Source organism: Streptococcus sp. HMSC072D07, assembly GCF_001814835.1.
In the GTDB taxonomy this organism is placed as follows: Bacteria; Bacillota; Bacilli; order Lactobacillales; family Streptococcaceae; genus Streptococcus.
On sequence record NZ_KV818086.1, the window covers coordinates 85,355 to 110,043 of the forward strand.

At 41.9% G+C, this 24,689-nt stretch carries 24 protein-coding genes; all 24 read right to left on the minus strand.

What is annotated here, in order from left to right:
• Positions 1–36 precede the first annotated feature (36 nt).
• Positions 37–1,341: an McrC family protein gene (locus tag HMPREF2991_RS09655; protein ID WP_070567512.1), complete on the minus strand. Its 1,305-nt coding sequence runs from the start codon at positions 1,339–1,341 to the stop codon at positions 37–39.
• A complete protein-coding gene (locus HMPREF2991_RS09660; protein WP_001083684.1) occupies positions 1,328–3,043 on the minus strand; it encodes an McrB family protein in 1,716 nt (571 codons plus the stop codon). Before HMPREF2991_RS09660 ends, HMPREF2991_RS09655 begins: the two co-directional genes overlap by 14 nt.
• Positions 3,044–3,200: 157 nt before the next feature.
• Complete coding sequence (locus HMPREF2991_RS09665) at positions 3,201–3,980, minus strand: L-threonylcarbamoyladenylate synthase (RefSeq protein ID WP_070683945.1); 780 nt, start codon at positions 3,978–3,980, stop codon at positions 3,201–3,203.
• 26 nt (positions 3,981–4,006) lie between these two features.
• The gene (gene leuD / locus HMPREF2991_RS09670) at positions 4,007–4,600 is read right to left on the minus strand and encodes a 3-isopropylmalate dehydratase small subunit (RefSeq protein WP_070683947.1); all 594 of its coding nucleotides are present in this window, start codon (positions 4,598–4,600) and stop codon (positions 4,007–4,009) included.
• A 9-nt stretch (positions 4,601–4,609) separates the two neighbouring features.
• Positions 4,610–5,992: a 3-isopropylmalate dehydratase large subunit gene (gene leuC / locus HMPREF2991_RS09675; protein ID WP_070683949.1), complete on the minus strand. Its 1,383-nt coding sequence runs from the start codon at positions 5,990–5,992 to the stop codon at positions 4,610–4,612.
• Positions 5,993–5,995: 3 nt separating this feature from the next.
• Positions 5,996–6,265, minus strand: a complete 270-nt coding sequence (locus tag HMPREF2991_RS09680) for a DUF1294 domain-containing protein (RefSeq protein WP_070683951.1) — start codon at positions 6,263–6,265, stop codon at positions 5,996–5,998.
• Complete coding sequence (gene leuB / locus HMPREF2991_RS09685) at positions 6,262–7,299, minus strand: 3-isopropylmalate dehydrogenase (protein ID WP_070683953.1); 1,038 nt, start codon at positions 7,297–7,299, stop codon at positions 6,262–6,264. The genes HMPREF2991_RS09680 and leuB overlap by 4 nt, the downstream gene beginning before the upstream one ends.
• Before the next feature lie 11 nt (positions 7,300–7,310).
• Positions 7,311–8,873, minus strand: a complete 1,563-nt coding sequence (locus tag HMPREF2991_RS09690) for a 2-isopropylmalate synthase (RefSeq protein WP_070683956.1) — start codon at positions 8,871–8,873, stop codon at positions 7,311–7,313.
• 314 nt (positions 8,874–9,187) lie between these two features.
• Positions 9,188–9,844: an MmcQ/YjbR family DNA-binding protein gene (locus HMPREF2991_RS09695; protein WP_070683961.1), complete on the minus strand. Its 657-nt coding sequence runs from the start codon at positions 9,842–9,844 to the stop codon at positions 9,188–9,190.
• A 43-nt stretch (positions 9,845–9,887) separates the two neighbouring features.
• Positions 9,888–10,520 carry a copper homeostasis protein CutC gene (locus tag HMPREF2991_RS09700; protein ID WP_070683964.1) on the minus strand — a complete coding sequence of 211 codons (633 nt, stop codon included), beginning with the start codon at positions 10,518–10,520 and terminating at the stop codon, positions 9,888–9,890.
• A 93-nt stretch (positions 10,521–10,613) separates the two neighbouring features.
• Complete coding sequence (locus HMPREF2991_RS09705) at positions 10,614–10,973, minus strand: YbaN family protein (protein ID WP_001220350.1); 360 nt, start codon at positions 10,971–10,973, stop codon at positions 10,614–10,616.
• 107 nt (positions 10,974–11,080) lie between these two features.
• Entirely contained in the window at positions 11,081–13,168 is a 2,088-nt protein-coding gene (gene topA, locus HMPREF2991_RS09710) for a type I DNA topoisomerase (protein WP_070683967.1), read from the minus strand.
• Positions 13,169–13,285: 117 nt separating this feature from the next.
• Positions 13,286–14,134, minus strand: coding sequence for a DNA-processing protein DprA (gene dprA / locus HMPREF2991_RS09715; RefSeq protein ID WP_000705328.1), 849 nt, complete (start codon positions 14,132–14,134; stop codon positions 13,286–13,288).
• Positions 14,135–14,217: 83 nt separating this feature from the next.
• Complete coding sequence (locus HMPREF2991_RS09720; protein WP_070683974.1) at positions 14,218–14,841, minus strand: hypothetical protein; 624 nt, start codon at positions 14,839–14,841, stop codon at positions 14,218–14,220.
• A 144-nt stretch (positions 14,842–14,985) separates the two neighbouring features.
• Positions 14,986–16,809, minus strand: a complete 1,824-nt coding sequence (gene lepA, locus HMPREF2991_RS09725) for a translation elongation factor 4 (protein ID WP_001047158.1) — start codon at positions 16,807–16,809, stop codon at positions 14,986–14,988.
• Between the two features lie 78 nt (positions 16,810–16,887).
• Positions 16,888–17,616 carry a metallophosphoesterase family protein gene (locus HMPREF2991_RS09730; RefSeq protein ID WP_070683977.1) on the minus strand — a complete coding sequence of 243 codons (729 nt, stop codon included), beginning with the start codon at positions 17,614–17,616 and terminating at the stop codon, positions 16,888–16,890.
• Positions 17,617–19,284, minus strand: a complete 1,668-nt coding sequence (gene recN, locus HMPREF2991_RS09735; protein ID WP_070683980.1) for a DNA repair protein RecN — start codon at positions 19,282–19,284, stop codon at positions 17,617–17,619.
• A gap of 6 nt (positions 19,285–19,290) precedes the next feature.
• On the minus strand, positions 19,291–19,722 hold the full coding sequence (locus HMPREF2991_RS09740) for an arginine repressor (protein ID WP_001034408.1): 432 nt from the start codon (positions 19,720–19,722) through the stop codon (positions 19,291–19,293).
• Positions 19,715–20,530 carry a TlyA family RNA methyltransferase gene (locus HMPREF2991_RS09745; RefSeq protein ID WP_070683983.1) on the minus strand — a complete coding sequence of 272 codons (816 nt, stop codon included), beginning with the start codon at positions 20,528–20,530 and terminating at the stop codon, positions 19,715–19,717. Before HMPREF2991_RS09745 ends, HMPREF2991_RS09740 begins: the two co-directional genes overlap by 8 nt.
• The gene (locus HMPREF2991_RS09750; protein ID WP_070683986.1) at positions 20,523–21,398 is read right to left on the minus strand and encodes a polyprenyl synthetase family protein; all 876 of its coding nucleotides are present in this window, start codon (positions 21,396–21,398) and stop codon (positions 20,523–20,525) included. Before HMPREF2991_RS09750 ends, HMPREF2991_RS09745 begins: the two co-directional genes overlap by 8 nt.
• A complete protein-coding gene (locus HMPREF2991_RS09755) occupies positions 21,395–21,607 on the minus strand; it encodes an exodeoxyribonuclease VII small subunit (RefSeq protein WP_057487718.1) in 213 nt (70 codons plus the stop codon). The genes HMPREF2991_RS09750 and HMPREF2991_RS09755 overlap by 4 nt, the downstream gene beginning before the upstream one ends.
• Complete coding sequence (xseA, locus tag HMPREF2991_RS09760) at positions 21,585–22,925, minus strand: exodeoxyribonuclease VII large subunit (RefSeq protein ID WP_070683989.1); 1,341 nt, start codon at positions 22,923–22,925, stop codon at positions 21,585–21,587. Before xseA ends, HMPREF2991_RS09755 begins: the two co-directional genes overlap by 23 nt.
• 128 nt (positions 22,926–23,053) lie before the next feature.
• Positions 23,054–23,692, minus strand: coding sequence for a uridine kinase (gene udk, locus HMPREF2991_RS09765; RefSeq protein WP_001181376.1), 639 nt, complete (start codon positions 23,690–23,692; stop codon positions 23,054–23,056).
• A gap of 111 nt (positions 23,693–23,803) precedes the next feature.
• Positions 23,804–24,682, minus strand: a complete 879-nt coding sequence (gene truB / locus HMPREF2991_RS09770; RefSeq protein ID WP_070683993.1) for a tRNA pseudouridine(55) synthase TruB — start codon at positions 24,680–24,682, stop codon at positions 23,804–23,806.
• Positions 24,683–24,689: the final 7 nt, after the last annotated feature.

The window sequence follows — 24,689 nt, forward strand, 5'->3', positions numbered from 1 at the left end:
GGAATTGCTTATATAAATAGCAAAAAAGTGAAGAGACTATTTTCTCCCCACTTCTTCATCAATAATCGCTTTAAAATTTTCTTCTGAGTTTTCCATCATTTTACAAAATTCATTGTAAGATGAAGCATTCTGAGGGATTTGGATAGACAATTTCTTCAACAAAGCTCCATAACCTGCTAGCTTTCCTATCTCATTATCAACAACCTTGTGCTTGCTCGGAAAAACAAGACCAGCTTTCTCAGCTTCTAAAATATAAGAATAGGAAATCAACTGGAACAAGTCCTCGCGATTGATCCCTTTTTCAGTAAACTCCAGTTTTTTATATTTTGCATCTAGAACTATTTTTAACTCTTTATGATAAAAATCTGGAAATACTTTTCTTTCACGATTAGAAAATACTGAAATTCCGTCCGTCTTATCCTTATTTCGAGGATGTATGAAATCTTTTGGCAACAGGGTATAAACATACTCTTCCCAAAGCCAGGAAACATCAAAAAGAATACCATGGATTTTTTGCTCTTGATATCCTAACCCATGCTTCTCTCTATTTAGGATCATCAGGCAAAGCTCTTGCAACTTTCTGTACTCGTGAAAGTATGCATGACGTATAGGTTTAGATTGATTTCCCCGAATAATCTTGGCACGATCAGCTAGTTTATAAGAGGGCGTTACACGCACGATTTCAGATACATTTTCACGATTACTATCGAGTAGTGCTCCAAAACCTTTTTGAGTCTTTATGTACTCAATCGTATGCCGAATCAGCTGCATGAGGGGATTATCATAGGTGAATTCTCTCGTTGTGTAGGCAATATTTCCCATAAAAGGAACATTTCTCTTAAGATGATTTCCCACATCTATCACTCCCTTTACATGACTGTCGTTATGAGAAAATCTTTGGTATTCCTTATAAAGACCTTTTCTGAGAGCAGCTTGCAGATATTTGGGAAAGAGGTACATCAAAAGTTGATAGAGCTTATCTTCACGCGACAAAGCTACATCTAAACTAGTGAGATTGATATGAAGAACCTTTTGTAAAAGATAATGCAAAAAATGGTCGTTACTTTCATCAGAAAAACGAGAGGAAATCGTTAATCTTTCCTGACCATATCCAAGAAAACCAATTACGTTTCCTGTCTTGATTTCCTGATTAACTGTTTCCAAAATCTTTTGGTCCTTGTCTAAATCAGGAGAATTCATCAAATCATTCGGGAAAATAAAGATACGGTCCTCTCGAGAAAGGTTATCCAGTGTTCTATCAAGAAGCGCTTGACTTAGTTTGGGATATTCTGCTACAAAGTCTTCTTTAGCAATTTTATGCTGATTATCAGTTATACGCATCATTATCACCAGTATCTTGCTGAACTGTTTGCTCGTTATTTGTCAGATCAAATGCTTTTTTCAATGTATCCAGAGTTTCGGCCTCCTCATAAGAACCACGTAAGTAATCTTCCAATAGAGGTTTGAGGTAATCAGACCAGAGTAACTCATAGTCAAAATCCACATCCTGCAACTTAAGGAAATAACTTGGTCCGATATGATAATGACTATTTAGCTCTTGAACGTTTTCGATAGCAGCATTCAAGTTTCTTAGACGAGTTTTTGCTTCTTCGGCTTTATCACCAAGCACGTCATCAAGCATACCAACTTGACTCTCGGCAGTAACTTCAACAAAACGGAAACGACGACGCATAGCAAAATCAAAGGTATCTACTGAACGGTCAATATCATTCATTGTTCCGATGATGTAGACATTCTCAGGAATATAAAACTTGTCATCAGTCTCATGTAAATTAGCATATTGGGTAGAAACACTTCCCTTTTCACCACGATAACCAGGGTCAATAGAGAAAAAGAGTTCACCAAAAATCTTTGAAATCTCTCCACGATTGATTTCATCGATGATGAAGACGAATTTCTTATCAGTATCAATTTCTGTTGGGGAAACATAGTCTTTCAAACCAAATCTCTTTCTCAATGTTTCTAGGACTTTTTTTCCTTGATTACGATAATAAGGCTGTTTCAGATATTTTTCATCTTTATAGAGTTCATAAACATAAGATTTTGTTAAGCAAGTTCCTTGGGCTTTAGTTTCATAATTGATATTAAAATTATTTCTACTATTTACTGTGAGATAGGAAAATTCTGTCAAATATTCTTTTTCATCTCTGCTATTTACATATTCAAGATAAAGATCCCACGCTTCCTCAAAATTATCTTGGCCTCCAGTTTTCTGAGCTTCTTTAGCCTTCTGGCAAAACTTCTTAAAAATACCATCTTCTAGCTTAAACTCGATAGCTCCATCACCATTTGATACAGGTCTCAACCCCTCTACAAAATCAGTATAATCATAGGATGGATGAAATTGTACAAATCCGATTTGGTCTTCGTTGCCACCCGTTAATTCTTTAGCAATTTCTTTAGCAAGATAAGTTTTTCCTGTGCCAGGTGCACCACGGAGGATGAGGTTTTTGGATTTTTTTAATATACCACTATAATTAAATAAAAAATCATTCCTTAACATAGTTTCACTTTCTAATTTTTTATACTTTTTCCAATTAGGATGATTCAAAAAATAGTCATAGTCTTGAATTATGATTTCATCACTTGCTGCAAATTTTATTAACTGGTTAGTCTCTTTAGTTCGATACTTAATATCTGATGGAAACCATATTGTTTCTTGCCCCGTAAAGAAAAACCACTCCCTCTCTATATACTCTTTTTTCCAAGCAACAATAATGGTATGCCCATCATCTAAAACCTCTTTAACAGTCGCCATTCCACGAATTTTCATCACAGAAACCTTTAAATCATCTTTCTTTACAAAAGGTAAATTCTTCTTTTTGACATATGTAGATTTAGCAAATAAAACGTCACCTGGTTTAATTTTATTAAACAACTTTAACATTCTTTGATACTGTTTATTTTCCTCGTTATTATGCCATCCTAATTCCCACTTTCCTTCTTTCATAAAATATTCAAGATAATCATCATCACCAAATTTTGTACCAACAAAAAAATAGTTATTTTGCTCACTGTTCATTTGAATACTCCTTTAATTTACTTTCACAAGTAAGTTCTATTAATATATAGTTCATCTATAGCATATCATATCCTATGGGAAATGAAAAGAATTTCTAAAGAAAAAGCCCAGCGTTAGGAGCTTCAATGACTCTTAACACTAGACTTCTTTTTTTATCTTAGTAATACTCACCCTGGCGGTAGTCCCATGAGTTAAAGGTATCTGACAGGTGCATCATGATTTTATCAATGTCAAGCCCTTTGCGGATAACAACTGGCGCTGGTGAGATTGAACGGGCTCCTCCTTGTTCTGGGATGAGTTTTCCGTCTTTATCGACCATAGACACCATCACACCTTGCTCGTAGCGAGTTTCGATTGTTTTGTCAGGTTGGATGGATGCCACATAGTCGTCTGCTTCGATGACAAGGTCCACTGCTCCTTCGATACGTTCTCCGATTCCTTCTACCTTACCACGATTTCCTTTTCCAGATGGGTTTGCTGATGAGGCGTAGACCATTTTCCCTTCTTCCCAAAGTTTAGCAGCCAATTGTTCACCAGCTTTACCAAACTTGATGACAAAACAGCTAGTACCACGAACGTCAGTCATAAGTTCTTCACGGCCATCACCGTATGCTTTGAGTTTTTCAAAAGCTTCTGGTTTCCAAGGAAGGATACAACCGAGGAGAATATCTTCGTCCCAATGTTTTTGGTAGAAGGCTTCAATTTCTGGATTGAGTTGTGCTAAAGCACGAAGCTCGTCCATGCTACCACAAAGTACAACACCTGGTTTGTTACGGTTACGCTCTTTGGCTGCGAACTTACGCTCAAGTCCTGCCTTATCGCTAGTCATGATGATGTAACCAACTTTTGTAGGACAAACGATACATCCGCCCTCACCTTTTAAAATGTCATAGCCTTCTTGAGAAAGTGTTCCGTTCCATTGAATGTGTTTTGTCATAGTTCTATATGTCCTTTTCTATTTTTCTAATCCTGCCAGTAGGCTGGACGTTGTTTTTCATAAGCAGCAATCAAATCTTCATACTGCAAAGTAATTCCGATATCATCCAAACCATTTAAGAGCTTGTGTTTCCATTCGCTATCAATTTCAAAAGTGAATTCTCCAACTGGTGAGATGATTTTTTGTTGTTCCAAGTCCACAGTTACCTGATCGGTCGGTTTGAGTTGGGCTAGCTTTTCTCTAACCTCCCTAGGCTGAACAATGGGCAACATGCCATTATTGAGTTCATTATTGTAATGAATGTCCCCGAAAGAACCTGCAATCACGACCTTAAAACCATAGTCAGCTAGAGCCCAAGCTGCGTGTTCCCTCGAAGACCCCGCACCAAAGTTATCCCCCGAGATGAGGATACTGGCTTTTCGGTATTCAGGTTGATTAAAGACAAAGTCTGGATCCTCAGTATAGTTATCGTCCAGATAACGCCAAGCATACATGAGATACTTACCAAAGCCTTTTTTATCAATTAACTTGAGAAACTGCTTGGGGAGTATTTGGTCGGTGTCGATGTTATCATTCATGAGAGGAACGGTCGTTCCTGTATAAACTGTAAATTTCTCCATATCCTCTCCTTACTGGGCCTCTGGCATTTGCCGAACATCTACGAAGCGCCCTGCGATAGCCGCTGCAGCTGCCATGGCTGGACTGCAGAGATGGGTCTTAGCACCAAATCCCTGTCTATCTTCAAAGTTGCGGTTGCTGGTTGAGGCACAGTGGACCCCATCAGGGACTTTGTCCGGATTCATCCCCAGGCACATAGAGCAACCTGGGTCTCTCCACTCAAAGCCAGCGTCTAAGAAAACCTTATCCAAGCCCAACTTCTCAGCAGCTCGTTTGACAGGACGAGAGCCTGGAACCACGATAGCAGTTAAGTTGGGAGCTATTTTCTTCCCTTTGACAAATCGCGCAGCCAGTTGTAAATCGCTGAGACGAGCATTGGTACAAGACCCGATAAAGATATAACCTAGTTCAATATCCGCTGGCTTTTGACCAGGCTCCAAGTCCATGTAATGATAAGCTCGTTCATCATTCATATCCTTAATTTCTGGGAAGCTACTGTCAAAGTCAACTCCCATAGCAGGATTGGTGCCCCAAGTCACCATGGGAGCCAAGTCTGAGACATCCATCTGGATAACCTTATCATAGACGGCATCCTCATCGCTAACTAGGGTTTTCCAATCCGCCACAGCCTCCTCAAAAGCTTCGGGAACACATTCCCGTCCCTTGAGATAGTCATAGGTAGTCTGATCCGGATTCATAATTCCCATCTTGGAGCCAAACTCGATGGACATATTGCAGATGGTCATTCTCTCTTCCATGGTCAGTGCATCAATGGCTTCTCCACGATATTCAACCACATAGCCAACACCACAGGCAACGCCGTACTTGGCAATTAAGGCGAGAATGTAATCCTTAGAATAAACTCCTTTTTGAGGAACACCGGTGAATTCTACCAACATTTTCTTAGGTTTAACTTGCCAGAGTGTCTGGGTAGCAAAGACATGCTCAACCTCACTGGTCCCAATCCCAAAGGCGATAGCTCCGAAAGCTCCGTGAGTAGCTGTGTGGCTATCTCCACAAACGATGAATTTTCCTGGTTGCGTCCGTCCTGTTTCTGGACCAACCATGTGAACGATGCCCTGCTTTTCAGAACCGTGGGCCGCATGTTCAATCCCAAACTCCTCAACATTTTCAGCGAGCTTATCAATTTGAGCCTTAGAAATAACATCTCGAATATCGTAGATATTGACGGTTGGTACATTGTGATCAAAGGTCCCAAATGTCAAGTCGGGCCGTCTCAATCTGCGGCCTGCATCTCGTAATCCTTGAAAAGCTTGGGGACTGGTCACTTCATGAATATAGTGCTGATCTACATACATGAGTTGGGGTTGCCCTTCTTCTCCTGTGATGACATGACGGTCCCATAATTTATCAAAAATCGTTTTTCCTACCATCCATTACCTCCAAATAAAATATAAGGCTACTAGTGTGGTCACCATCCCGAGAAACCAAACTGTTTTAAAATACCATTTTCTAGTCTTGTGGTGAAAGGTGATTCCTGCCAACCAGGCACCAAAACCACCACAAGTAAGGGCTAAAATGAGTAAGATTTTCTCTGGGACGCGCCAAGCACCTCTTCTTGCCTTGGATTTGTCAATGCCATAAATCAAGAAAATCAGCAAATTCCAAATCAAGAAGGCAAGCGTGATTCCTTCATTTATCTTCATAATCTTTCAATGATGGCTTCTGTCATTTCCTTAGTCGAAGCCTGTCCTCCAATATCTCTTGTTAAAATGCCAACCGCTAAACTAGCTTCAACAGCACGCTCGATACGCTCTGCATCCTCATAACGTCCAAAGCTATCTCTCAACATCATGGCAACTGACAAAATCATAGAGATAGGATTAGCAATTCCTTGACCTGCAATATCGGGTGCTGAACCATGAATGGGTTCGTAGAGGCTTGGACCTTTTTCAGAATGACTAGCTGATGGCATAACTCCAAGTGTGCCAGATAGAACGCTTGATTCATCTGATAGAATATCCCCGAAGAGATTCTCCGTCACGATGACATCAAACTTAGCAGGATTGGTAATCATGAGCATGGCAGCTGAGTCCACCAACTGGTGTTCCAAGATAACATCTGGGAAATCCTGCGCAACTTCTTCAGCTACTCTGCGCCAGAGTTTTGATGTTGCTAGAACATTTTGCTTATCGATACTAGTAACGATTTTTCTGCGACTTCTTGCAATTTCAAATGCCTTGCGAATAATCCGCTCTACTTCCTCATAGCTGTAGTCGTTGATATCACGCGCTTTTCGCTCTTCAAGGATATGATCCCCAAAGTAAATCCCACCTGTCAACTCACGCACCACGACAAAGTCTACACCAGCAATTCGTTCCGGTTTGAGAGGTGATAAATGCTTGAGACTGTCAAAGATTTTTACAGGCCTAATATTGGCATAGAGATTGAGTTCCTTACGAAGAGCTAGCAAGCCTTGTTCAGGCCGAATCGCCGCCCCATCATACTGGGGACTACCGATAGCCGCAAGGAGAATAGCATCTGCTTCTCTACATGCCTTGAGGGTTTCATCAGGTAAGGGATGCCCCACAGCATCAATACCCGCACCTCCAAAGGGGCGTCTGTCTATCTCATAGTCAAATCCTGTTTTTGAAGCTAGAGCTTCCAGAACCGCTAAACCAGCTTCCATGATTTCTGGACCGATTCCATCCCCTGCTAGAGCTACTATTTTCTTTGTCATAGCCTTCTCCTTTACACACTAGGCATGTCTCGGTAGGAAACACTACGCCCCATCTCACCAGCATTCTCTTTTTGAACAAAGGTATTGGCATTGATATAAGCAATAGCCGAAGCCTTCAATACATCGAAGTCAAGACCTGCTGCGTTAAAGATGGTTTCTGTATCTCTGTTTTCAACAGTGACCAAAACACGAGCCTGGGCATCGATTCCATCTGTCACAGCATCAATGGTATAGGACACCAAGCGGACAGATTGGTTAAAGAACTTATCGATAGCGTTAAAGATCGCTTCAACAGAGCCTTGTCCTGTCGCATTAAATTCAACTTTCTCACCATCCATATTAGCCAGACTAACAAGCGCTTCAATGTCATTATCTGCATGAGTTTGAAGTTGTAAATCATCAAAGTGGAAGCCTTCTGGATTTTCAACCATGGTTCCAGCTACCAGAGCTCGAATATCTGCATCTGTGATTTCTTGTTTCTTGTCCGCTAGTGCCTTGAACTTAGCAAAGAGTGGTTTGATATCCTCTTCTGTAAAATCTAGGGCCAGTTCTCTTAGTTTTTCAACAAAGGCATGGCGACCTGACAATTTTCCAAGCGGAAGACTATTACTCTTAACACCGACCAATTCAGGTGTGATGATCTCATAAGTAAGAGGATTTTTAAGGACTCCATCTTGGTGAATACCCGATTCATGAGAGAAGGCATTGCCACCAACGACAGCCTTGTTTTTAGGAACTGGAATACCAGAGAAGCGAGAAACCATTTCTGACGTATTCATTGTTTCATCCAAAACAATATCACTAGTTGCTTGGAAGAAATCCTCACGAATCTTCAAAGCAACAGCTACTTCTTCAAGAGCAACATTACCTGCGCGTTCACCGATACCATTAATAGTTCCCTGGACACGTCCAGCACCGTGTTTAATTGCTGTCAAAGTATTTGCAGTTGCCATACCGAGATCATCGTGACAGTGGACACCAAAGACAACTTTATGATCTGATTTAATATTTTCAGTCAAGTGATCAAAGATGCGTGCAAACTCTTCTGGAGTCGTAAAGCCAACTGTGTCAGGGATATTGATATAAGATGCACCTGCATCGACCGCTGTTTGAACGACTTGTAAGAGGAAATCCAACTCTGTTCTAGTCGCATCTTCAGGAGAGAACTCGACAACCTCAAACTTAGAACGTGCATAAGAAACATGCTCCTTAATAGCTTCTAAAATCTCTTCCTTGCTCTTATTGAGTTTATACTTGCGGTGAATCGGACTGGTAGCGATAAAGACATGAATTTGTGGATACTTGGCATCCTTAAGAGCCTCATAACAAGCATCAATATCAGATTTTACAGAACGAGCTAATCCTGTCACTGCTGTTTTTTTCATGGCTCTAGCAATTTTTTGAACAGCTATAAATGAATCTGGACTAGCAGCAGGAAAACCAGCTTCAATTACAGAAATTCCCCATTTCTCCAGCTGTCTTGCAATGGAAACTTTTTCCTTTATTGAGAAGTTAACACCAGGTGTTTGTTCCCCATCACGAAGACTTGTATCAAAAAATTCAACTTTACGCATAAGATTTCCCCTTTTCCAAATATGGTTTTAAAAAAACATCTCGCTCAGAAGCCCAAGCGAGATGTTGATTTACTCCCGCTTGGTAAGCCAAACAGGACTAATGCTTCTGCACTAGCCCGAGTACCTCAACAACAAAGCAAATTGATTAAACTTAGCTGTTTTCATGTTTGACTTTCTCCTTCGTTTGATGTCTTGTTAAGTATTTTAGCATAGGAAAAATCTCTTGTCAAGAAAAAATCCAATATTTTCTGAAAATTTCTTCAGTAAAGAATATTTTGCTAATTGAAAGTGTTTGAAAACTCAAGCGAATTTCTTTATTTTTTCACGGTCAAGTTCCAACTTCTTTCGATGAGTTCTAACACTTCTTCATCTTGCAAACTATCATCAAGCGCCAGACTAAGCCAGTAGCGTTTGTTCATATGGAATGCTGGATAAATGCCTTTTTTTGAAAGCAAGTCAGCTACTTGGTCGTGTTTGAGGTTGACTGCTTCGACTAGCCCTTCTCTGCCCTTTTCCAGCTTATTCCATGGAATTCTCATCACAACAGCATACCACTTTTGATTGCCTTCATGGCGCAATACAGCTGTATCAGGCGATTTTTCCCACAAATACTCCAACGGATCACCATACTTTTCCTGAACTTGAGCCATGATACGCTTAGTCTGAGGGCAGATAAAATCCTGTACATCAAAGCAAGCCTTCCGAATCTGGTAAAGAATCTCCAAACAAGCCTCACGAACACTTCCGACAAAACTTCCCCGCATACTTTCCATATGTACTTGAGGATAGAGGTCACCCGTTTCCTGATCAAAAACCTGAAAACTCACATTATCAGGAGTGATAGAGACTGTCATGGAAAAGTCACCCTGCAAAATCTGGCAACTATAGGTCCAGACCTCTCCATTTTCTACAAAACCATAGGCATGGGCTTTTTCTTTATTAAACTGATAGGAGTTAAAAATTTCAAACATAAGTGAAAACTGCTACCAAAAGCTAGCAGTTCCTTTCTATTTTTTAAAAAACAACCTTGGTTCCGTGCAATTGTGTCACACCCAGCTGGTCAATAAAGGTTTGACGGTTGTCCAAGTCAATCCCCCCACCTGGTAAGATTTCAATTTTACCAGCTGCATATTCCAAAATTCTGTGATAATGAGCGAAACGTTTTTCTAGTGAGTCCCCAGAAACTCCAGCACGAGTTAGGATACGGGTAACACCAGCTTGGCTGAGCCAGTCAATGGCTTCCAACTGGTCTTCATCACTCAATTCATCAAAGGCCATGTGAAAGACAATTTCCATTCCTTTAGATGCGGCAATCAGCTTCTCAAGATTAGGCTTATCCAACTTTTTATCAGCAGTTAATGCCCCAAAAACAACCCCTTGACTTCCAGCCTGTGCAGTCAAACGAATATCTTCTAGCATGATCGCTATTTCAAGATCAGTATAGACAAAGTCGTCACCGCGGGGACGAATCATAGTCATGATGGTGGTGTCGTAGTTAGCTGCCAGTTCAACCGCTGCCTTTGTCACTCCATAACTAGGTGTTGTTCCTCCTACTGCTAGATTGTCACAAAGTTCGATTCGACGAGCTCCAGCCTGCATCGCTTTTTCAAGCAAGGTCACATTTTCAGCACAAAATTCGTAAATCATTTGATTCTCCTTGATGTTTTCTTTGAATTTATTATATCATATTATTTTAAATAGGCTTTCATTTTTATCAAGGCAAATAACTACTATTTTTATCTATTCTTTGTCAGGAATGACTTTAAAGAGATAGTAGGTAATAAAGATAGTCAGGGCTCCCAGACCGATTTTGACTGGTAAAAGAGGGGCAAAATAAATAGAAATCCCCATCAAGATATAGATAGATACGATAATTTTTTTCTTTCGTTCACGCGCGATTGACTTGGTTTCCCGAAAGTCCGCTACATAAGTCTGATAAAGCTTTGTATGATAAAGCCAGTCTTCAAAACGCTTAGAAGATTTTGAAAAGCAAGCAATAGCTAACAAAAGAAAGGGGGTTGTTGGTAAAAGCGGTAGGACAACTCCAATAACAGCTAAAGCCAGTGAAATAAAGCCAATACAGAGATAAATGATACGCATGATTTCTCCTAGATAAATTACTCTTCCTCTAGTTTCGCATACAAGGGGGAAATTTGTCAAGCATCAACAAAAAAAGAGCCTGAAATTCATTTTCAGGACTCTTCATTTTATTTAATTTTTTCCTCTTCGTAGTCGCCATTACTACATACAACCTGCTTACCACCACCACGGACCTTTTTCTCCACAAGGAAGTGTCCGCATTTTGGACAATCACGTCCAATTGGTTTGTCCCAGGAAGTAAATTCACATTCTGGGTAACGATTGCAACCATAGAAGATACGATTGCGTTTGGTTTTGCGTTCAATGATTTGTCCTTGATGGCAGCTTGGACACTCGACACCAATCTCTTTGACAATCGCTTGTGTATGACGGCAGTCTGGAAAATTACTACAAGCATAGAATTTACCAAAACGACCGAGCTTAATCACCATTGGACTACCACAAACTTCACAGTCAAATCCAGCTGGCTCATCCTTGATCTGGATTTTTTCCATTTCGGATTCAGCCTTGGCCACTTCTTTAGAGAATGGTTTATAAAATTCATCAATGACCCGTTGCCACTGCTCTTTTCCAACCTCGACATCATCTAGTTTTCCTTCCATCTCAGCTGTGAAGGTAACGTTTACGATATCTGGGAAATATTCAACAATGAGTTTATTGACAATTTCTCCCAACTCTGTTGGTTCAAAACGTTTAGCTGCCAGACGAACGTAGTAACGTTTTTGGATGGTTTCAATGGTCGGAGCGTAGGTTGACGGACGTCCAACTCCATTTTCTTCCAAGGTCTTGATAAGAGTCGCTTCCGAATAGCGAGCTGGCGGTTGAGTGAAATGTTGTTCTGGCTTGCTATTGACCTGCTTGACCACATCTCCAACAGCCATATCTGGCAACATCTTGTTCTTGTCAGAGTCGTTGTAGATAGCAAGATAACCATCAAACTTAACTTGGCTTCCATTTGCCGCAAACTGAACTCCATTTTGAGATAGCTTAACAGCCATGGTATCAAAGATAGCGCCTGTCATCTGGCTGGCCACAAAACGGTTCCAGATAAGAGTATAGAGCTTGAGCTGGTCTTTGTCCAAGTACTTAGCGATGCTTTCTGGTGTGTTAAAGACACTAGATGGGCGAATGGCTTCGTGAGCATCTTGAGCTCCTGAGGCATTCTTGACCTTGCTACCATGCTTGGAATACTTGCTACCAAAACGGTCGTTGATGTAGCTAGCCGCCTCATTCTGAGCTACTGGACTGATACGAGTCGAGTCTGTACGCATATAGGTAATCAAACCTTGCACACCTGATCCGATATTGATCCCTTCATAGAGCTGCTGAGCCACCATCATGGTCTTTCGAGTACGGAAATTGATTTTGTTAGCCGCATCCATTTGCATGGTTGAAGTCGTATACGGTAGGGGCGCATTGCGTTTGCGTTCTTTCTTATCTACCTGGTCTACTATGAAATCTTTACTAGTCAAATGGGACAAGACTTCTTTGACCTCTTCATTGGTGGTCAATTTCATCTTTTTGCCATTCATACCATAGAAAGAAGCCTGAAATTGTTTGGTTCCCTTCTTAAAGACACCATCAATTGTCCAGTATTCTTCCGGTTGGAAGGCATTGATTTCATTTTCACGGTCAATGATGAGTTTAAGAGCAACCGACTGCACACGCCCTGCTGATAAGCCCTTCTTGACCTTTTTCCACAAAATTGGCGAAATCGAATAGCCTACCAAGCGGTCCAAGACACGACGAGCTTGTTGGGCGTCGACCAAGTCCATATCAATCTTGCGAGGTTCTTTAAAGGCATTTTTTACTGCGTCCTTGGTGATTTCATTAAAGACCACACGGTTGGCATCATTTTCATCCAAGTTGAGAATGTGAGCCAAATGCCAGGAAATCGCTTCTCCTTCACGGTCCGGGTCACTCGCCAGAAAGACTTTATTGGCCTTTTTGGCTTCTTTTTTCAGATCATTGATGAGAGGACCCTTGCCTCGGATATTGATATACTGTGGTTCGTAGTTATTTTCAATGTCAACAGACATACTGGATTTCTTCAAATCACGAATATGCCCGACACTGGCTAAAACCTTGTAATTTCTGCCTAGATATTTCTCAATCGTTTTCGCCTTGGCAGGCGACTCCACGATGACTAGATTTTTCTTAACTGTTGATTTTTTCTTCTTTGTTGCCGTAGCCACACTATCACACCTTTTCAAAGTAATAAACTTTATAAAGTGTAAACCATTTTTCTATAGCTGTCAAGACCTAAGTCCTATATATAGAAGAAAAGTTTATCTGTGTGAACAAATTTCTCCTTAAAATTCAAACTCAGCCAGCACATCTTGACCACTGGAAATCAGCTTTGCCCCCTCTTGGATCAGGTGGTGACAGCCATCTGAATGGCCATCTAAAATGTTTCCCGGAATGGCAAAGACATCACGCCCTTCTTCCATAGCTCGCTCACAGGTGATGAGACTACCAGAACGCATCCTTGCCTCTGCTACAATCACACCACGGCAAAGGCCAGCAATGATGCGATTACGAGCTGGAAAGTGAAATTTCAAGGGCTCTTCACCAGGTCCGTACTCGCTAAGTACCAAATGGTGATTGCCAATGTGTTCCTGCAAACGTTTATTGGCTCGGGGATAGAAAACATCCAATCCTGTTCCAATGACAGCAATTGTTCTTCCTCCATTCTGGAGTGCAGCCATATGGGCAGCTGTATCAATTCCTTTAGCTAAACCACTGACCACGATTAACTCGTTTTCCAAACCTTGAATGACTTTCTGAACCGACTTTGCCCCCTGACTAGAACATGAACGACTCCCTACAACAGCAACCTTTGGAAATTTCAACAAGTCTAGATTTCCTTTATAAAACAAGAGCACTGGAGCATCATAAATCTCACTCAGATCCCAAGGATAACAGTCATCAAGAATAGAAAAGGATGGAAATTTCTGAAACTCCTTCTCCAACTGGGCATCATCTATCTGGAAATAGCGTTCCATAAAAACAGCAGGATTACGGCACCCGGATATTTCTGCAATATCACCTAGCAAGAGCTCCTGATCTACAGTCTCGTCGTATTCAAGAACTGTTAAAATTTGTTGATTGCTCAGCCCAGCTTTTCTCAATTTGTAAATCTCATAGTTTGTGATCTTCATATACAACTCCATTTCTTTTTCTACTCATCTATCTATTCGTAAAAAAAAATAAAAAGAAGACCAAGGATCTTCTTTTTTTTCATTTATTCAGCTTTAGTAGTTGACCAGCTACTTTCAACCATCGGTAAGATTGTTTTTAAAGTTTCCCCATCCCCTTCAAGTGAAACATAGCGGATTTTACCATCATTTGATCGGAAAACCCAGGTAACGAGGTATTTACCTGATTTAGCAATTGCATTGACAACATAGGCTTCATAACCTCCAATGGTCGATTTGGAGCCCCAAACCTTACTGAAATCAGAGCTTTGTTCTTTGGAAGTTAAAATACTAGATGAGACAGTCACAACATCCAGTTTAGCATATTCTTCTTCGCTGATATTGAACTGCTCAGCCTTGAAGGTATTCAGCGTAACAATGTTGATATCTGTTCCATCACTATACTGTATATCATTTCCACCTTCTACTTCATGGAATTGAACCCATGATTTGGGTACCTTGACAAAACCATATTCATTCGAGCCGATGATTTGCGTCTCTTCCTTTTTCGCTTCAGAAACAGCAGAACTAGAACTACTTGTTTCCTGACTGCTAGAAGAACTAACAACTGCAGTCGAACTTTCTTCGGTTGCTGTTTGCGAATTATTGGAGCATGAAGCTAGAAAAACACTAGCAGTAACTACAGTACCTAAAATTAATAATTTTTTCATCCTACCACCTTTCCATCTGCATTATAAGAAAAATAAGGACTTCTGTCAAATTCTAACCTAATCGATTCTGTTAGCTTCCGATTTTATAGCTCATATTTAAAGCAAAAACTCTTGAAAAATCTTCAAGAGTTTTATTTTATAATTCTATTCTTCATCCATGCTCAAGACGCTGAGGAAGGCTTCTTGTGGGACTTCTACTGAGCCGATAGCTTTCATGCGTTTCTTACCAGCTTTTTGTTTTTCAAGGAGTTTGCGTTTACGAGAAACGTCACCACCGTAACACTTGGCAAGTACGTTCTTACGAAGGGCCTTGATATCTGTACGAGCCACGATCTTGTGCCCAATAGCTGCTTGAATCGGAACCTCAAATTGTTGACGAGGGATGATTTTCTTGAGCTTATCAACAATGAGTTTCCCACGTTCGTAGGCAAAATCCTTGTGAACGATAAAACTAAGGGCATCGACCTTATCACCATTGAGAAGGATATCCATTTTGACCAGTTTAGATGGGCGGTACTCTGACAATTCGTAGTCAAAGCTTGCATAACCACGTGTCGAAGACTTGAGCTTATCAAAGAAGTCAAAGACGATTTCAGCAAGTGGAATTTGATAGATGACATTGACACGATTATCATCAATATAGTCCATGGTTACAAAGTCCCCACGCTTGCGCTGAGCTAGTTCCATAACTGCTCCGACAAACTCCTGCGGTACCATGATTTGCGCCTTGACATAAGGCTCTTCAATAGTCGCAATCTTGGTTGGATCTGGAAATTCAGAGGGGTTAGACACATCCATAGACTCACCGTCAGTTTGGTTAACCTTATAGATAACAGATGGAGCTGTCATGATGAGGTCAATGTTGAACTCACGCTCTAAACGCTCTTGGATAACATCCATATGGAGAAGCCCAAGGAATCCACAACGGAAACCAAATCCAAGCGCCTGCGATGTTTCAGGTTCAAACTGCAGGCTGGCATCGTTGAGCTGCAATTTTTCTAGGGCTTCACGAAGGTCATTGTACTTGTTTGACTCAATTGGATAAAGACCTGCAAAGACCATAGGGTTCATTTGCTTGTAGCCGTCTAGTGGTTCTGCTGCAGGATTGCTTGCTAGGGTCACTGTATCACCCACACGAGTGTCTTGAACCGTCTTGATGGAAGCTGCAATATAACCAACGTCACCTGTCGCTAGGAAATCGCGCCCGACTGCTTTCGGTGTAAAAATACCAACTTCCGTCACATCAAAGGTCTTTCCATTGCTCATGAGCTGAATCTTATCGCCAGGTTTGACCACTCCGTCCATAACACGCACTTGGAGAATAACCCCGCGATAAGCATCATAAACTGAGTCGAAAATCAAGGCCTTGAGTGGTGCCGTTACATCTCCTGTTGGTGCGGGAACTTTCTCTACGATCTGCTCAAGAATTTCTTCAATACCAATACCAGCTTTGGCTGAAGCTAAGACCGCTTCGCTGGCATCCAGTCCGATGACATCCTCAATCTCTGTACGTACACGCTCTGGATCAGCTGCTGGTAGGTCAATTTTGTTAATGACGGGCAGAATTTCCAAATCATTGTCCAAGGCTAGATAAACGTTGGCAAGTGTTTGAGCCTCAATCCCTTGGGCCGCATCAACCACCAAAATCGCTCCTTCACAGGCAGCTAGCGAACGCGACACTTCATAGGTAAAGTCCACGTGCCCAGGTGTGTCAATCAAGTGGAAAATATAAGTTTCCCCATCTTTTGCAGTGTAATTGAGCTCAATAGCATTGAGTTTAATGGTAATCCCACGTTCACGCTCAAGATCCATACTATCCAGAAGCTGGGCTTGCATTTCACGACTAGAAACCGTCTCCGTCTTTTCCAAAATGCGGTCTGCTAGGGTTGATTTCCCATGGTCAATATGGGCGATAATAGAGAAGTTCCGAATCTTCTCCTGTCGTTTTTTCAAATCTTCTAAGTTCATGATGCTCTTCCTTTCAGGGTATCTATTAATTATAAATTGTTTTTAACATTTTGACAAGACCATACCCTGCTAGGAGTACTAATCTTCGGCAACAAAACCATCATTTTCGATAAAGTGGTGTTCTGTCATTCCTTGGTCAGTAAAGACGATTCCATGAAGGACACCACCATAGACAGCTCCTCCATCCATGCCAATCTTGCCATCTTCTGTCATCCAAAGCTCAGCAGTACCTCGGTCTTGCTTCAGTAAGCCATAAACTGGTGTATGCCCAAAGACAATGATTTTCCCAGTATGATTTTCGGCTTCGTGAAATGGCTTTCTGAGCCAGACTTTCTTATAATCTGTAGTTTCATGCCAATCATCCAAGGTCAAGTCAATACCCGCATGAACAAAGATATACTTGTCTGTCTCTACCACAAATGGCATTTGACGAATAAATTCGACCAAATCGGCTGCTTCTGTCTCAACCCGTTTGGCATCTTCTACGCCATCAACTGGTGCATCCAAGGGACGACCTAGGATTGAGTTAATAGTTGTATCTCCACCATTGCGACGATAATGGTCATAGCTTTCTTCTGGGTCATCGATCCAAGTCAGAAACATATACTCGTGGTTTCCTGATAGACAGATAGCCCCTTGATTGTCGACCAAGTCCTTGACCATTTCTAGAACACGGCGACTATCTTCACCTCGGTCAATCAAATCCCCTAGAAAGAGCAACTGAGTTTGACCATTCCAGGTCTTGAGCAGATCTTCCAGCATACCTGCCTTCCCGTGAACATCTCCAATTACATAATAGTCTGTCATTTATTTCTTCCTCGTTTGCAATAATTCTCTCGCTTGGGTAAGGGCCGCTTCGGTTACATTTTCCCCAGCCAGCATTTTAGCGACTTCCTCTACTCGCTCTTCTAAAGTCAAGAGACGAACCGTCGACACCGTTGAGTGCTCATCGCTAATCTTCTCAATAAAGAATTGATAATCCGCGATGGCAATTACTTGTGGAAGGTGAGAAATAGCAAGAACCTGACCATGCTGGCCAATCTTATGAATCTTCTGAGCAATAGCTTGGGCCACACGACCTGAAACTCCCGTATCCACCTCATCAAAGACAATACTAGTCTTGACTTCTTTACGAGAAAAGGCGGATTTAATAGCTAGCATGAGGCGAGACAGTTCTCCTCCAGACGCCACCTTGACCAAAGGTTTAAAGTCTTCACCAGGGTTGGTTGAAATGTAAAACTCAACTGCTTCATTTCCTTCACGGCTGAACTTGCTCTTACTAAAGCGAACTTGGAATTGAGCCTTCTCCATATAAAGATCTTGCAACTCTTGTTTTATCTCAGCTTCTAGCTGCAGGGCCAAATCATGACGAGCTGTTGCAAGCTTCCCTGCCAAATCAACAAGATTGACTTCCAATTTTTTGAGCTCTGCTTCCATATCTTCGGAAGAAAGGTTATTTCCAGTTAAGAGATTGTACTCATCCGTAATCTTAGCAAAGTAAAGCAAGACATCGTCTACAGTCCCACCGTACTTGCGGGTAATAGTATTCAGAAGGTCTAAACGATTTTCGACCTGCATGAGGCGATTGCCATCAAAATCCAAGTCTTCAATAATATCTTCCAAACGCTTTGTAATATCTTCTAAAACATAGTAGGTTTCTGATAGAGAACTTGAAATTTCACGGTATTCAGGATCGTATTCTTCAACACTTTCCATGTCATTCATGGCTGAACGGACATTAGCAAGACTGGAGAATTCCTCATTGTCCAACATACTATAAGCATTGGTTAGCGTATCTGCAATATTCTTATGATTGAGGAGTTTATCTCGTTCTTGGTTGAGAGCCAAGTCTTCACTAGCCTGCAAGTTCGCTGCCTCAATCTCTGCCATTTGAAATTCCAACATCTCAATACGAGCCTTATGTTCCTGCTGGTTTTTCTTGACTTCTAGAACCTGCTTACGCTTTTTGCGATAGGCATCAAAGCTCGTCTGATAGGTCTCCTTCAGCTCCAAGAAAGCTACATCACCAAACTCATCCAACATCTGGATGTGAAGCTGTGGACGCATTAACTCCTCTTGGTCATGTTGACCATGGATATCCACAAGGTGTTGCCCAATGGCACGCAAGACAGACAGATTGACCATCTGACCATTCACGCGACTAACACTACGACCATTTTGCAAAATTTCCCGCCGGATGATAATTTCATCACCCATTTCCAAACCTTGCTCATCAAAAAGTTCCTGTAAAAGGCGACTGTTTTCAACCGAAAAAAGTCCTTCAATCTCCGCCTTTGGCGCACCATGACGAATAACGTCTATCGTTGCACGAGCCCCCAACATGAGATTCATAGCGTCGATAATGATAGACTTTCCGGCACCCGTTTCCCCAGTCAAAACAGTCATACCCTTTTCAAAATTGAGCGAAATCGCCTCAATAATGGCAAAGTTTTTTATTGAAATTTCAAGTAACATACTGACCTACCATTTTTTGACTTGTTCAACAATTTCTTCAGCTGCCTCTGCTGTTCTAGCTACAATTAAGATAGAATCATCATCAGCTAGACAGCTAAAAATCTGTTCAGGAAATGCTTCGACCAACTGACTCTTCACAAAAATAGTATTTCCAGGAATGACAGAAAGGTTGATCATATTTCCCATTAACTCAGAACTCACAATATTGTCCTCAGCCAACTGCAAACTTTTGACGATTGATTTTGGCAACTCATAGATATAGGTGTTGTTCTTCAAAGGAATTTTAACAATTCCAAGTTCTTTGATGTCCCTTGAGACAGTAGCTTGAGTAGCAGAAATACCTGCTTCCCTCAAGTACTCAACAATTTCTTCCTGAGTCCCGATCTGATAATCCGTAACAAATCTTCTAATTTTTTCAAGTCTCTCTTTTTTATTCATCTTTAAATTCTCTATGTGCTCTCTCTACAACTTTTTCTATTTCGGGAACAACTTGATTGCTTGCTCCCTCTTCCTTTTTCAAATATGCCAGAAATTCGATGTTTCCATGTCCTCCTTGGATTGGTGAATAGTCTAATCCAAGCACAGAAAAGCCTTGTTCAACCGCCATAGCAGTGACAGATTCAAGGACAGTTTGATGAACCTTGGCATCGCGAATGATCCCATTTTTCCCGATTTGCTCACGACCTGCTTCAAACTGAGGTTTGACAAGTGCTACCACCTGACCTTGATCAGCCAAGACACGGTGCAAGGCAGGCAGGATCAGACTAAGGGAAATGAAACTTACATCAATACTGGCAAAACTTGGTTCCTGCTCAAAGTCAGTCTTTTCTGCATAGCGGAAATTAAACTGCTCCATGCTGACAACCCGAGGATCTTGGCGCAATTTCCAAGCCAACTGATTGGTGCCAACATCCACCGCGTAGACAAGCTCAGCACCATTCTGCAACATGACATCGGTAAAGCCACCAGTAGAAGCCCCAATATCAATCGTGGTCGCCCCATCCACTGACAAATCAAAGACTTGCAAGGCCTTCTCCAGTTTTAGACCACCTCGGCTAACATACTTGAGTTTTTCACCTTTGAGTTTTAGCTCAGTGTCATCTGGGATTTTTTCTCCTGGTTTATCAAAGCGTTCTCCATTAAGAACTGCTACGACTAGTCCAGCCATGACGCCGCGCTTGGCCTGTTCTCGCGTTTCAAACAAGCCCTGTTTATAAGCTAGTACATCCACTCTTTCCTTAGCCATTGATTCTCAAACTTTCTACTACTTTCACAATCGATTCTGTTTCAAAGGGAACCTGCTGGGCAATTTCTTCTAATTTAGCCTTGGCTTGATCCAGAGTTTGGTTACAAAAGGCAATGGCCTCTTCCAAGCCCAACAAGGCAGGATAGGTTGACTTTTCTGCCTGCAAATCCTTTTGTGGAGTCTTACCGATTTCCTCAAAACTAGCTGTCACATCCAGCACATCATCTCGAACTTGAAAGGCCAGCCCAATTAATTCACCAACCATTTTCAATTTTGCTTGGATTTCTGGTGCTAATTCAGCTATGATAGCAGCCGCTTGGAATGGATAGGCTAGTAACTTACCTGTTTTATTGGCATGAATGGTCTGGAGCTCTTCCAAGGACAAGTGCTGGTGTTCGCCCTCCATGTCCAGAACCTGACCTGCTACCATGCCTAGACTACCTGATGCAAGAGATAAGTTGGCAATCAAGTCCACCTTGATCTGACTTGGCAAATCTGCCTGCGCTATTAAGGCATAGGGATCTAGGAACAAAGCATCTCCTGCCAATATTGCCATCGCTTCGCCAAATTTCTTATGATTAGTTAGACGTCCCCGACGGTAATCGTCATCATCCATGGCTGGAAGATCATCGTGAATCAAGCTCCCTGTATGAATCATTTCCAAGGCCGCAGCCACCTGAGCATGTGCTGGTTGGATAACTACTTGCAAGGCTTCCAGAACTTCTAGCAAGAGAAAAGGCCGAATACGCTTGCCACCAGCATGAATGGAATAGAGAACAGACTCTCGTAAACTAGAAGCAAACTGCTGGTCTCCATAAAAAACTTCCAAGGCAGACTCGACAAGAGCTAATTTTTCTTGCTTCTTCATTCAAAATCACTTTCTGTTTCGTCTTCTTGCATGACCTTGACCAAGGTCTTTTCAGCCTTGTCCAGCGTCGCTTGGAGCTCTTTTGACAAGACCATGCCCTTTTGAAAGGCCGCAATTGCATCTTCCAGAGCGATTTCACCATTTTCTAAACTTTGGACAATGGTCTCCAGTTCTGCTAGATTTTCCTCAAATTTCTTTTGTTTTGACATCTTTAACCTCTAATTCTACTTGACCATCTCGCATCAAAAGCGTCACTTGGTCTTTTTTATTCAACATCTCAACCGAATCTACTACTGACTCTTCTTTTTTGACAATTGCATAACCACGCGCCACGATTCGACTGGTATCCAACATCAGTAAGGCTTCTGAAAGTCGCTTGACTTCAGCGACTTTGGCATCATAAACAAGCGCCATTTGGCTACGTAGGAGCTTGTCCAACTGACCTAGACGGTCTTGATAACGCTGGATTTTGGTTATAGGTGATAATTGGACTAGTTGATGCGTCCTTGCTTGCACTAGCTGTTTGTTATCAGAAATCCGTGTTCGCAAACTTTGTTTTAAACGCAGTTGCAGTTGGTCCAACCGTTGCAAATAGCCGTCATACAAGCGCTCTGGCTGTCTAAAGATGATTGACTGACTGCATTTTTTCAAAGCTTCTTTTTTCTTTGACAAGACATTCTGAACTGCTGTCGCCATCCGTTTTTCTTGATTTTGCAAATGGGTCAAGAGATCCAACTTTGTTACAGGTGTTGCCAGTTCAGCTGCAGCTGTTGGCGTCGCAGCACGACGATCAGCCACAAAGTCTGCCAAGGTCACATCTGTCTCATGACCAACACTAGAGATGATGGGCAAACGGGATTCAAAAATAGCTCGTACCACAATCTCTTCGTTAAAGGCCCAGAGATCCTCGATGGAACCACCACCACGACCAATGATGAGAACATCTAGGCCCTCACGTTGATTGGCACGCGCAATATTTCGAGCAATTTCCTCCGCTGCTCCATCACCTTGTACCTTGGTCGGATAGAGAAGGATATCAACACCAGGAAAACGTCTGCTGACGGTCGTGATGATATCTCGAATAACGGCTCCACTACGACTGGTCACCACTCCAATTCGCTTAGCAAACTGGGGAAGAGGTTGCTTGAATCTCTCTTGAAATAGACCTTCTTCCGTCAATTTTTTCTTAAGTTGTTCAAACTGAATCGCAAGCGCCCCAACCCCATCAGGCTCAGCTTTTTCAATGATGATAGAGTAGCTCCCGCTGGGTTCATAGACCTGCACACGCCCAATCACATTGATTTTCATTCCCTCTTCGAGGTCGAAACCTAATTTTTGATAAATCCCAGACCAGATGGTCGCTTGAATAACTGCATGATCATCTTTTAAGGAGAAATATTGGTGAGTAGGTCGTTTACGAAAGTTGGAAACTTGACCAGTTAAATAGACCCGTTCCAAGTAAGGGTCTTTATCGAATTTCATTTTCAGATACTTGGTCAAAGTTGTTACCGATAAATACTTTTCCATCTCCACCTACTATTCATTTTCTTGCTTTTCCACGGGTATTATTATACCAAAAACATGCTTAAAAATCACCTTTTTCCTACTGAAACTAAAGGAAAAATAGAAAAAGGAGGCTAGGCCTCCTCATCTGATTATTTGCTGTTTCGTGCTTCTTCCAAAATCTTTGCAATTTTGGTGGTCAAAAGGTCGATAGCAACGGTATTGCTGACCCCTTCAGGAATGACGATATCGGCATACCGTTTGGTCGGCTCGATAAACTGGTGGTACATAGGTTTGACCACACCTAAGTACTGATCAATGACACTGTCAAGGCTACGTCCACGCTCTTCCATATCACGCTTGATCCGACGAATAATACGCACATCATCATCTGTATCCACAAAAATCTTGATATCCATCAAATCGCGCAGGCGCTTATCCTCCAAGACCAGAATCCCCTCAACGATAAAGACATCCTGAGGCTCCTGACGATAGGTCTTGCTACTCCGCGTATGCTCTGTATAGTCATAAGTTGGAATGTCCACCGGACGTCCTGCCAACAATTCCTTAATCTGCTCGATCATCAAGTCTGTATCAAAGGCAAATGGATGGTCATAGTTGGTTTTGACACGCTCTTCAAAAGTCAAGTGAGACTGATCCTTGTAGTATGAATCATGCTCAATCATGGAAATCTTTTCATCAGGAAAATGCGATAAAATGGCTCTTGAAACACTGGTTTTACCACCACCAGAACCACCTGTCACTCCGATAATGATTGGTCTATTTTGCATGCTATCCTCCGTTTTTTTATCCGTCGTCTATTCTATCACATTTTTTGCAAAATTTATAGTCTGATTTGGATAGTCTAGGGGAAACAAATCCATCCCCATACTCCAGTTAGACTAGCCAAAAACCTTTCTTGGTTTGTAGAAATTGTCCCTTTTTTCTAAAATGGCAAGCAATTTATCACCTTCAAAGGCAGCCAATTCTTTGTTTGTTTGGTCTAACTCAATAAAACGACCAAAGCGCACTTCTGTAGCCTCTTCTGGACTTAGGAAAACTTTGACAAGGTCCCCTATTCCAATTTCAAGAGGATGGAGAAAGTCCAGTTGACCGGCCTCCACTTTTGCAGCAATTCCATTCAAAGTCAAGGCATCTTCTAACTGTAAACCTGCTGCACTCGTCCGAGTCAAATGGGACATATGGGCCGCATAACCCAGCTTCTCTCCCAAGTCAACAGACAAGGTACGGATATAAGTCCCCTTACTGCATTTTACACGAAAGGTAAAACGTGCGAGGTGATCCTCATAAGAAATCGAACTCGTCCTCTCAAATTGATAAATAGTCACCTGACGTTCTGGACGCTCCACTTCCTGACCTGCACGCGCATACTCATAGAGCTTGCGACCATTAACCTTGACAGCCGAATACATAGGCGGAATCTGAGTAATAGGCCCAGTCAGACTTGCAATCGCTTTATCGACAGTGGTTTCATCCAAGGGCGACAAAACAGGGGTCTCTGCAACCACTTCTCCACTGGCATCCTCAGTCGTCGTTGAATAACCAAGAGTGATCTCCCCCTCATAGACCTTACCCTCATCCTGCATGAACTCGACCATGCGGGTCGCCTTACCAACCGCAATCGGCAAAACACCCACCACATCCGGATCCAAGGTCCCACCATGACCAATCTTCTTGGTTCCCAAAATCTTACGCAGTTTAAAAACCGCATCATGCGAAGTCATCCCCGCTTCTTTTTTTAAATTGATAATACCGTTCATGTGTTGC

What these genes read in the sequence shown, in the direction of transcription:
- HMPREF2991_RS09705 (WP_001220350.1), bottom strand. Translation starts at nt 10,973, where the DNA reads ATGCGTATCATTTATCTCTGTATTGGCTTTATTTCACTGGCTTTAGCT.
- recN (WP_070683980.1), bottom strand. Translation starts at nt 19,284, where the DNA reads ATGTTACTTGAAATTTCAATAAAAAACTTTGCCATTATTGAGGCGATT.
- HMPREF2991_RS09690 (WP_070683956.1), bottom strand. Translation starts at nt 8,873, where the DNA reads ATGCGTAAAGTTGAATTTTTTGATACAAGTCTTCGTGATGGGGAACAA.
- HMPREF2991_RS09755 (WP_057487718.1), bottom strand. Translation starts at nt 21,607, where the DNA reads ATGTCAAAACAAAAGAAATTTGAGGAAAATCTAGCAGAACTGGAGACC.
- leuB (WP_070683953.1), bottom strand. Translation starts at nt 7,299, where the DNA reads ATGACAAAGAAAATAGTAGCTCTAGCAGGGGATGGAATCGGTCCAGAA.
- HMPREF2991_RS09680 (WP_070683951.1), bottom strand. Translation starts at nt 6,265, where the DNA reads ATGAAGATAAATGAAGGAATCACGCTTGCCTTCTTGATTTGGAATTTG.
- HMPREF2991_RS09655 (WP_070567512.1), bottom strand. Translation starts at nt 1,341, where the DNA reads ATGCGTATAACTGATAATCAGCATAAAATTGCTAAAGAAGACTTTGTA.
- leuC (WP_070683949.1), bottom strand. Translation starts at nt 5,992, where the DNA reads ATGGTAGGAAAAACGATTTTTGATAAATTATGGGACCGTCATGTCATC.
- HMPREF2991_RS09750 (WP_070683986.1), bottom strand. Translation starts at nt 21,398, where the DNA reads ATGAAGAAGCAAGAAAAATTAGCTCTTGTCGAGTCTGCCTTGGAAGTT.
- HMPREF2991_RS09745 (WP_070683983.1), bottom strand. Translation starts at nt 20,530, where the DNA reads ATGGCTAAGGAAAGAGTGGATGTACTAGCTTATAAACAGGGCTTGTTT.
- udk (WP_001181376.1), bottom strand. Translation starts at nt 23,692, where the DNA reads ATGCAAAATAGACCAATCATTATCGGAGTGACAGGTGGTTCTGGTGGT.
- HMPREF2991_RS09720 (WP_070683974.1), bottom strand. Translation starts at nt 14,841, where the DNA reads ATGAAAAAATTATTAATTTTAGGTACTGTAGTTACTGCTAGTGTTTTT.
- lepA (WP_001047158.1), bottom strand. Translation starts at nt 16,809, where the DNA reads ATGAACTTAGAAGATTTGAAAAAACGACAGGAGAAGATTCGGAACTTC.
- HMPREF2991_RS09695 (WP_070683961.1), bottom strand. Translation starts at nt 9,844, where the DNA reads ATGTTTGAAATTTTTAACTCCTATCAGTTTAATAAAGAAAAAGCCCAT.
- xseA (WP_070683989.1), bottom strand. Translation starts at nt 22,925, where the DNA reads ATGGAAAAGTATTTATCGGTAACAACTTTGACCAAGTATCTGAAAATG.
- HMPREF2991_RS09740 (WP_001034408.1), bottom strand. Translation starts at nt 19,722, where the DNA reads ATGAATAAAAAAGAGAGACTTGAAAAAATTAGAAGATTTGTTACGGAT.
- HMPREF2991_RS09700 (WP_070683964.1), bottom strand. Translation starts at nt 10,520, where the DNA reads ATGATTTACGAATTTTGTGCTGAAAATGTGACCTTGCTTGAAAAAGCG.
- HMPREF2991_RS09665 (WP_070683945.1), bottom strand. Translation starts at nt 3,980, where the DNA reads ATGACAAAACACATTCAATGGAACGGAACACTTTCTCAAGAAGGCTAT.
- leuD (WP_070683947.1), bottom strand. Translation starts at nt 4,600, where the DNA reads ATGGAGAAATTTACAGTTTATACAGGAACGACCGTTCCTCTCATGAAT.
- truB (WP_070683993.1), bottom strand. Translation starts at nt 24,682, where the DNA reads ATGAACGGTATTATCAATTTAAAAAAAGAAGCGGGGATGACTTCGCAT.
- HMPREF2991_RS09730 (WP_070683977.1), bottom strand. Translation starts at nt 17,616, where the DNA reads ATGACAGACTATTATGTAATTGGAGATGTTCACGGGAAGGCAGGTATG.
- HMPREF2991_RS09660 (WP_001083684.1), bottom strand. Translation starts at nt 3,043, where the DNA reads ATGAACAGTGAGCAAAATAACTATTTTTTTGTTGGTACAAAATTTGGT.
- dprA (WP_000705328.1), bottom strand. Translation starts at nt 14,134, where the DNA reads ATGAAGATCACAAACTATGAGATTTACAAATTGAGAAAAGCTGGGCTG.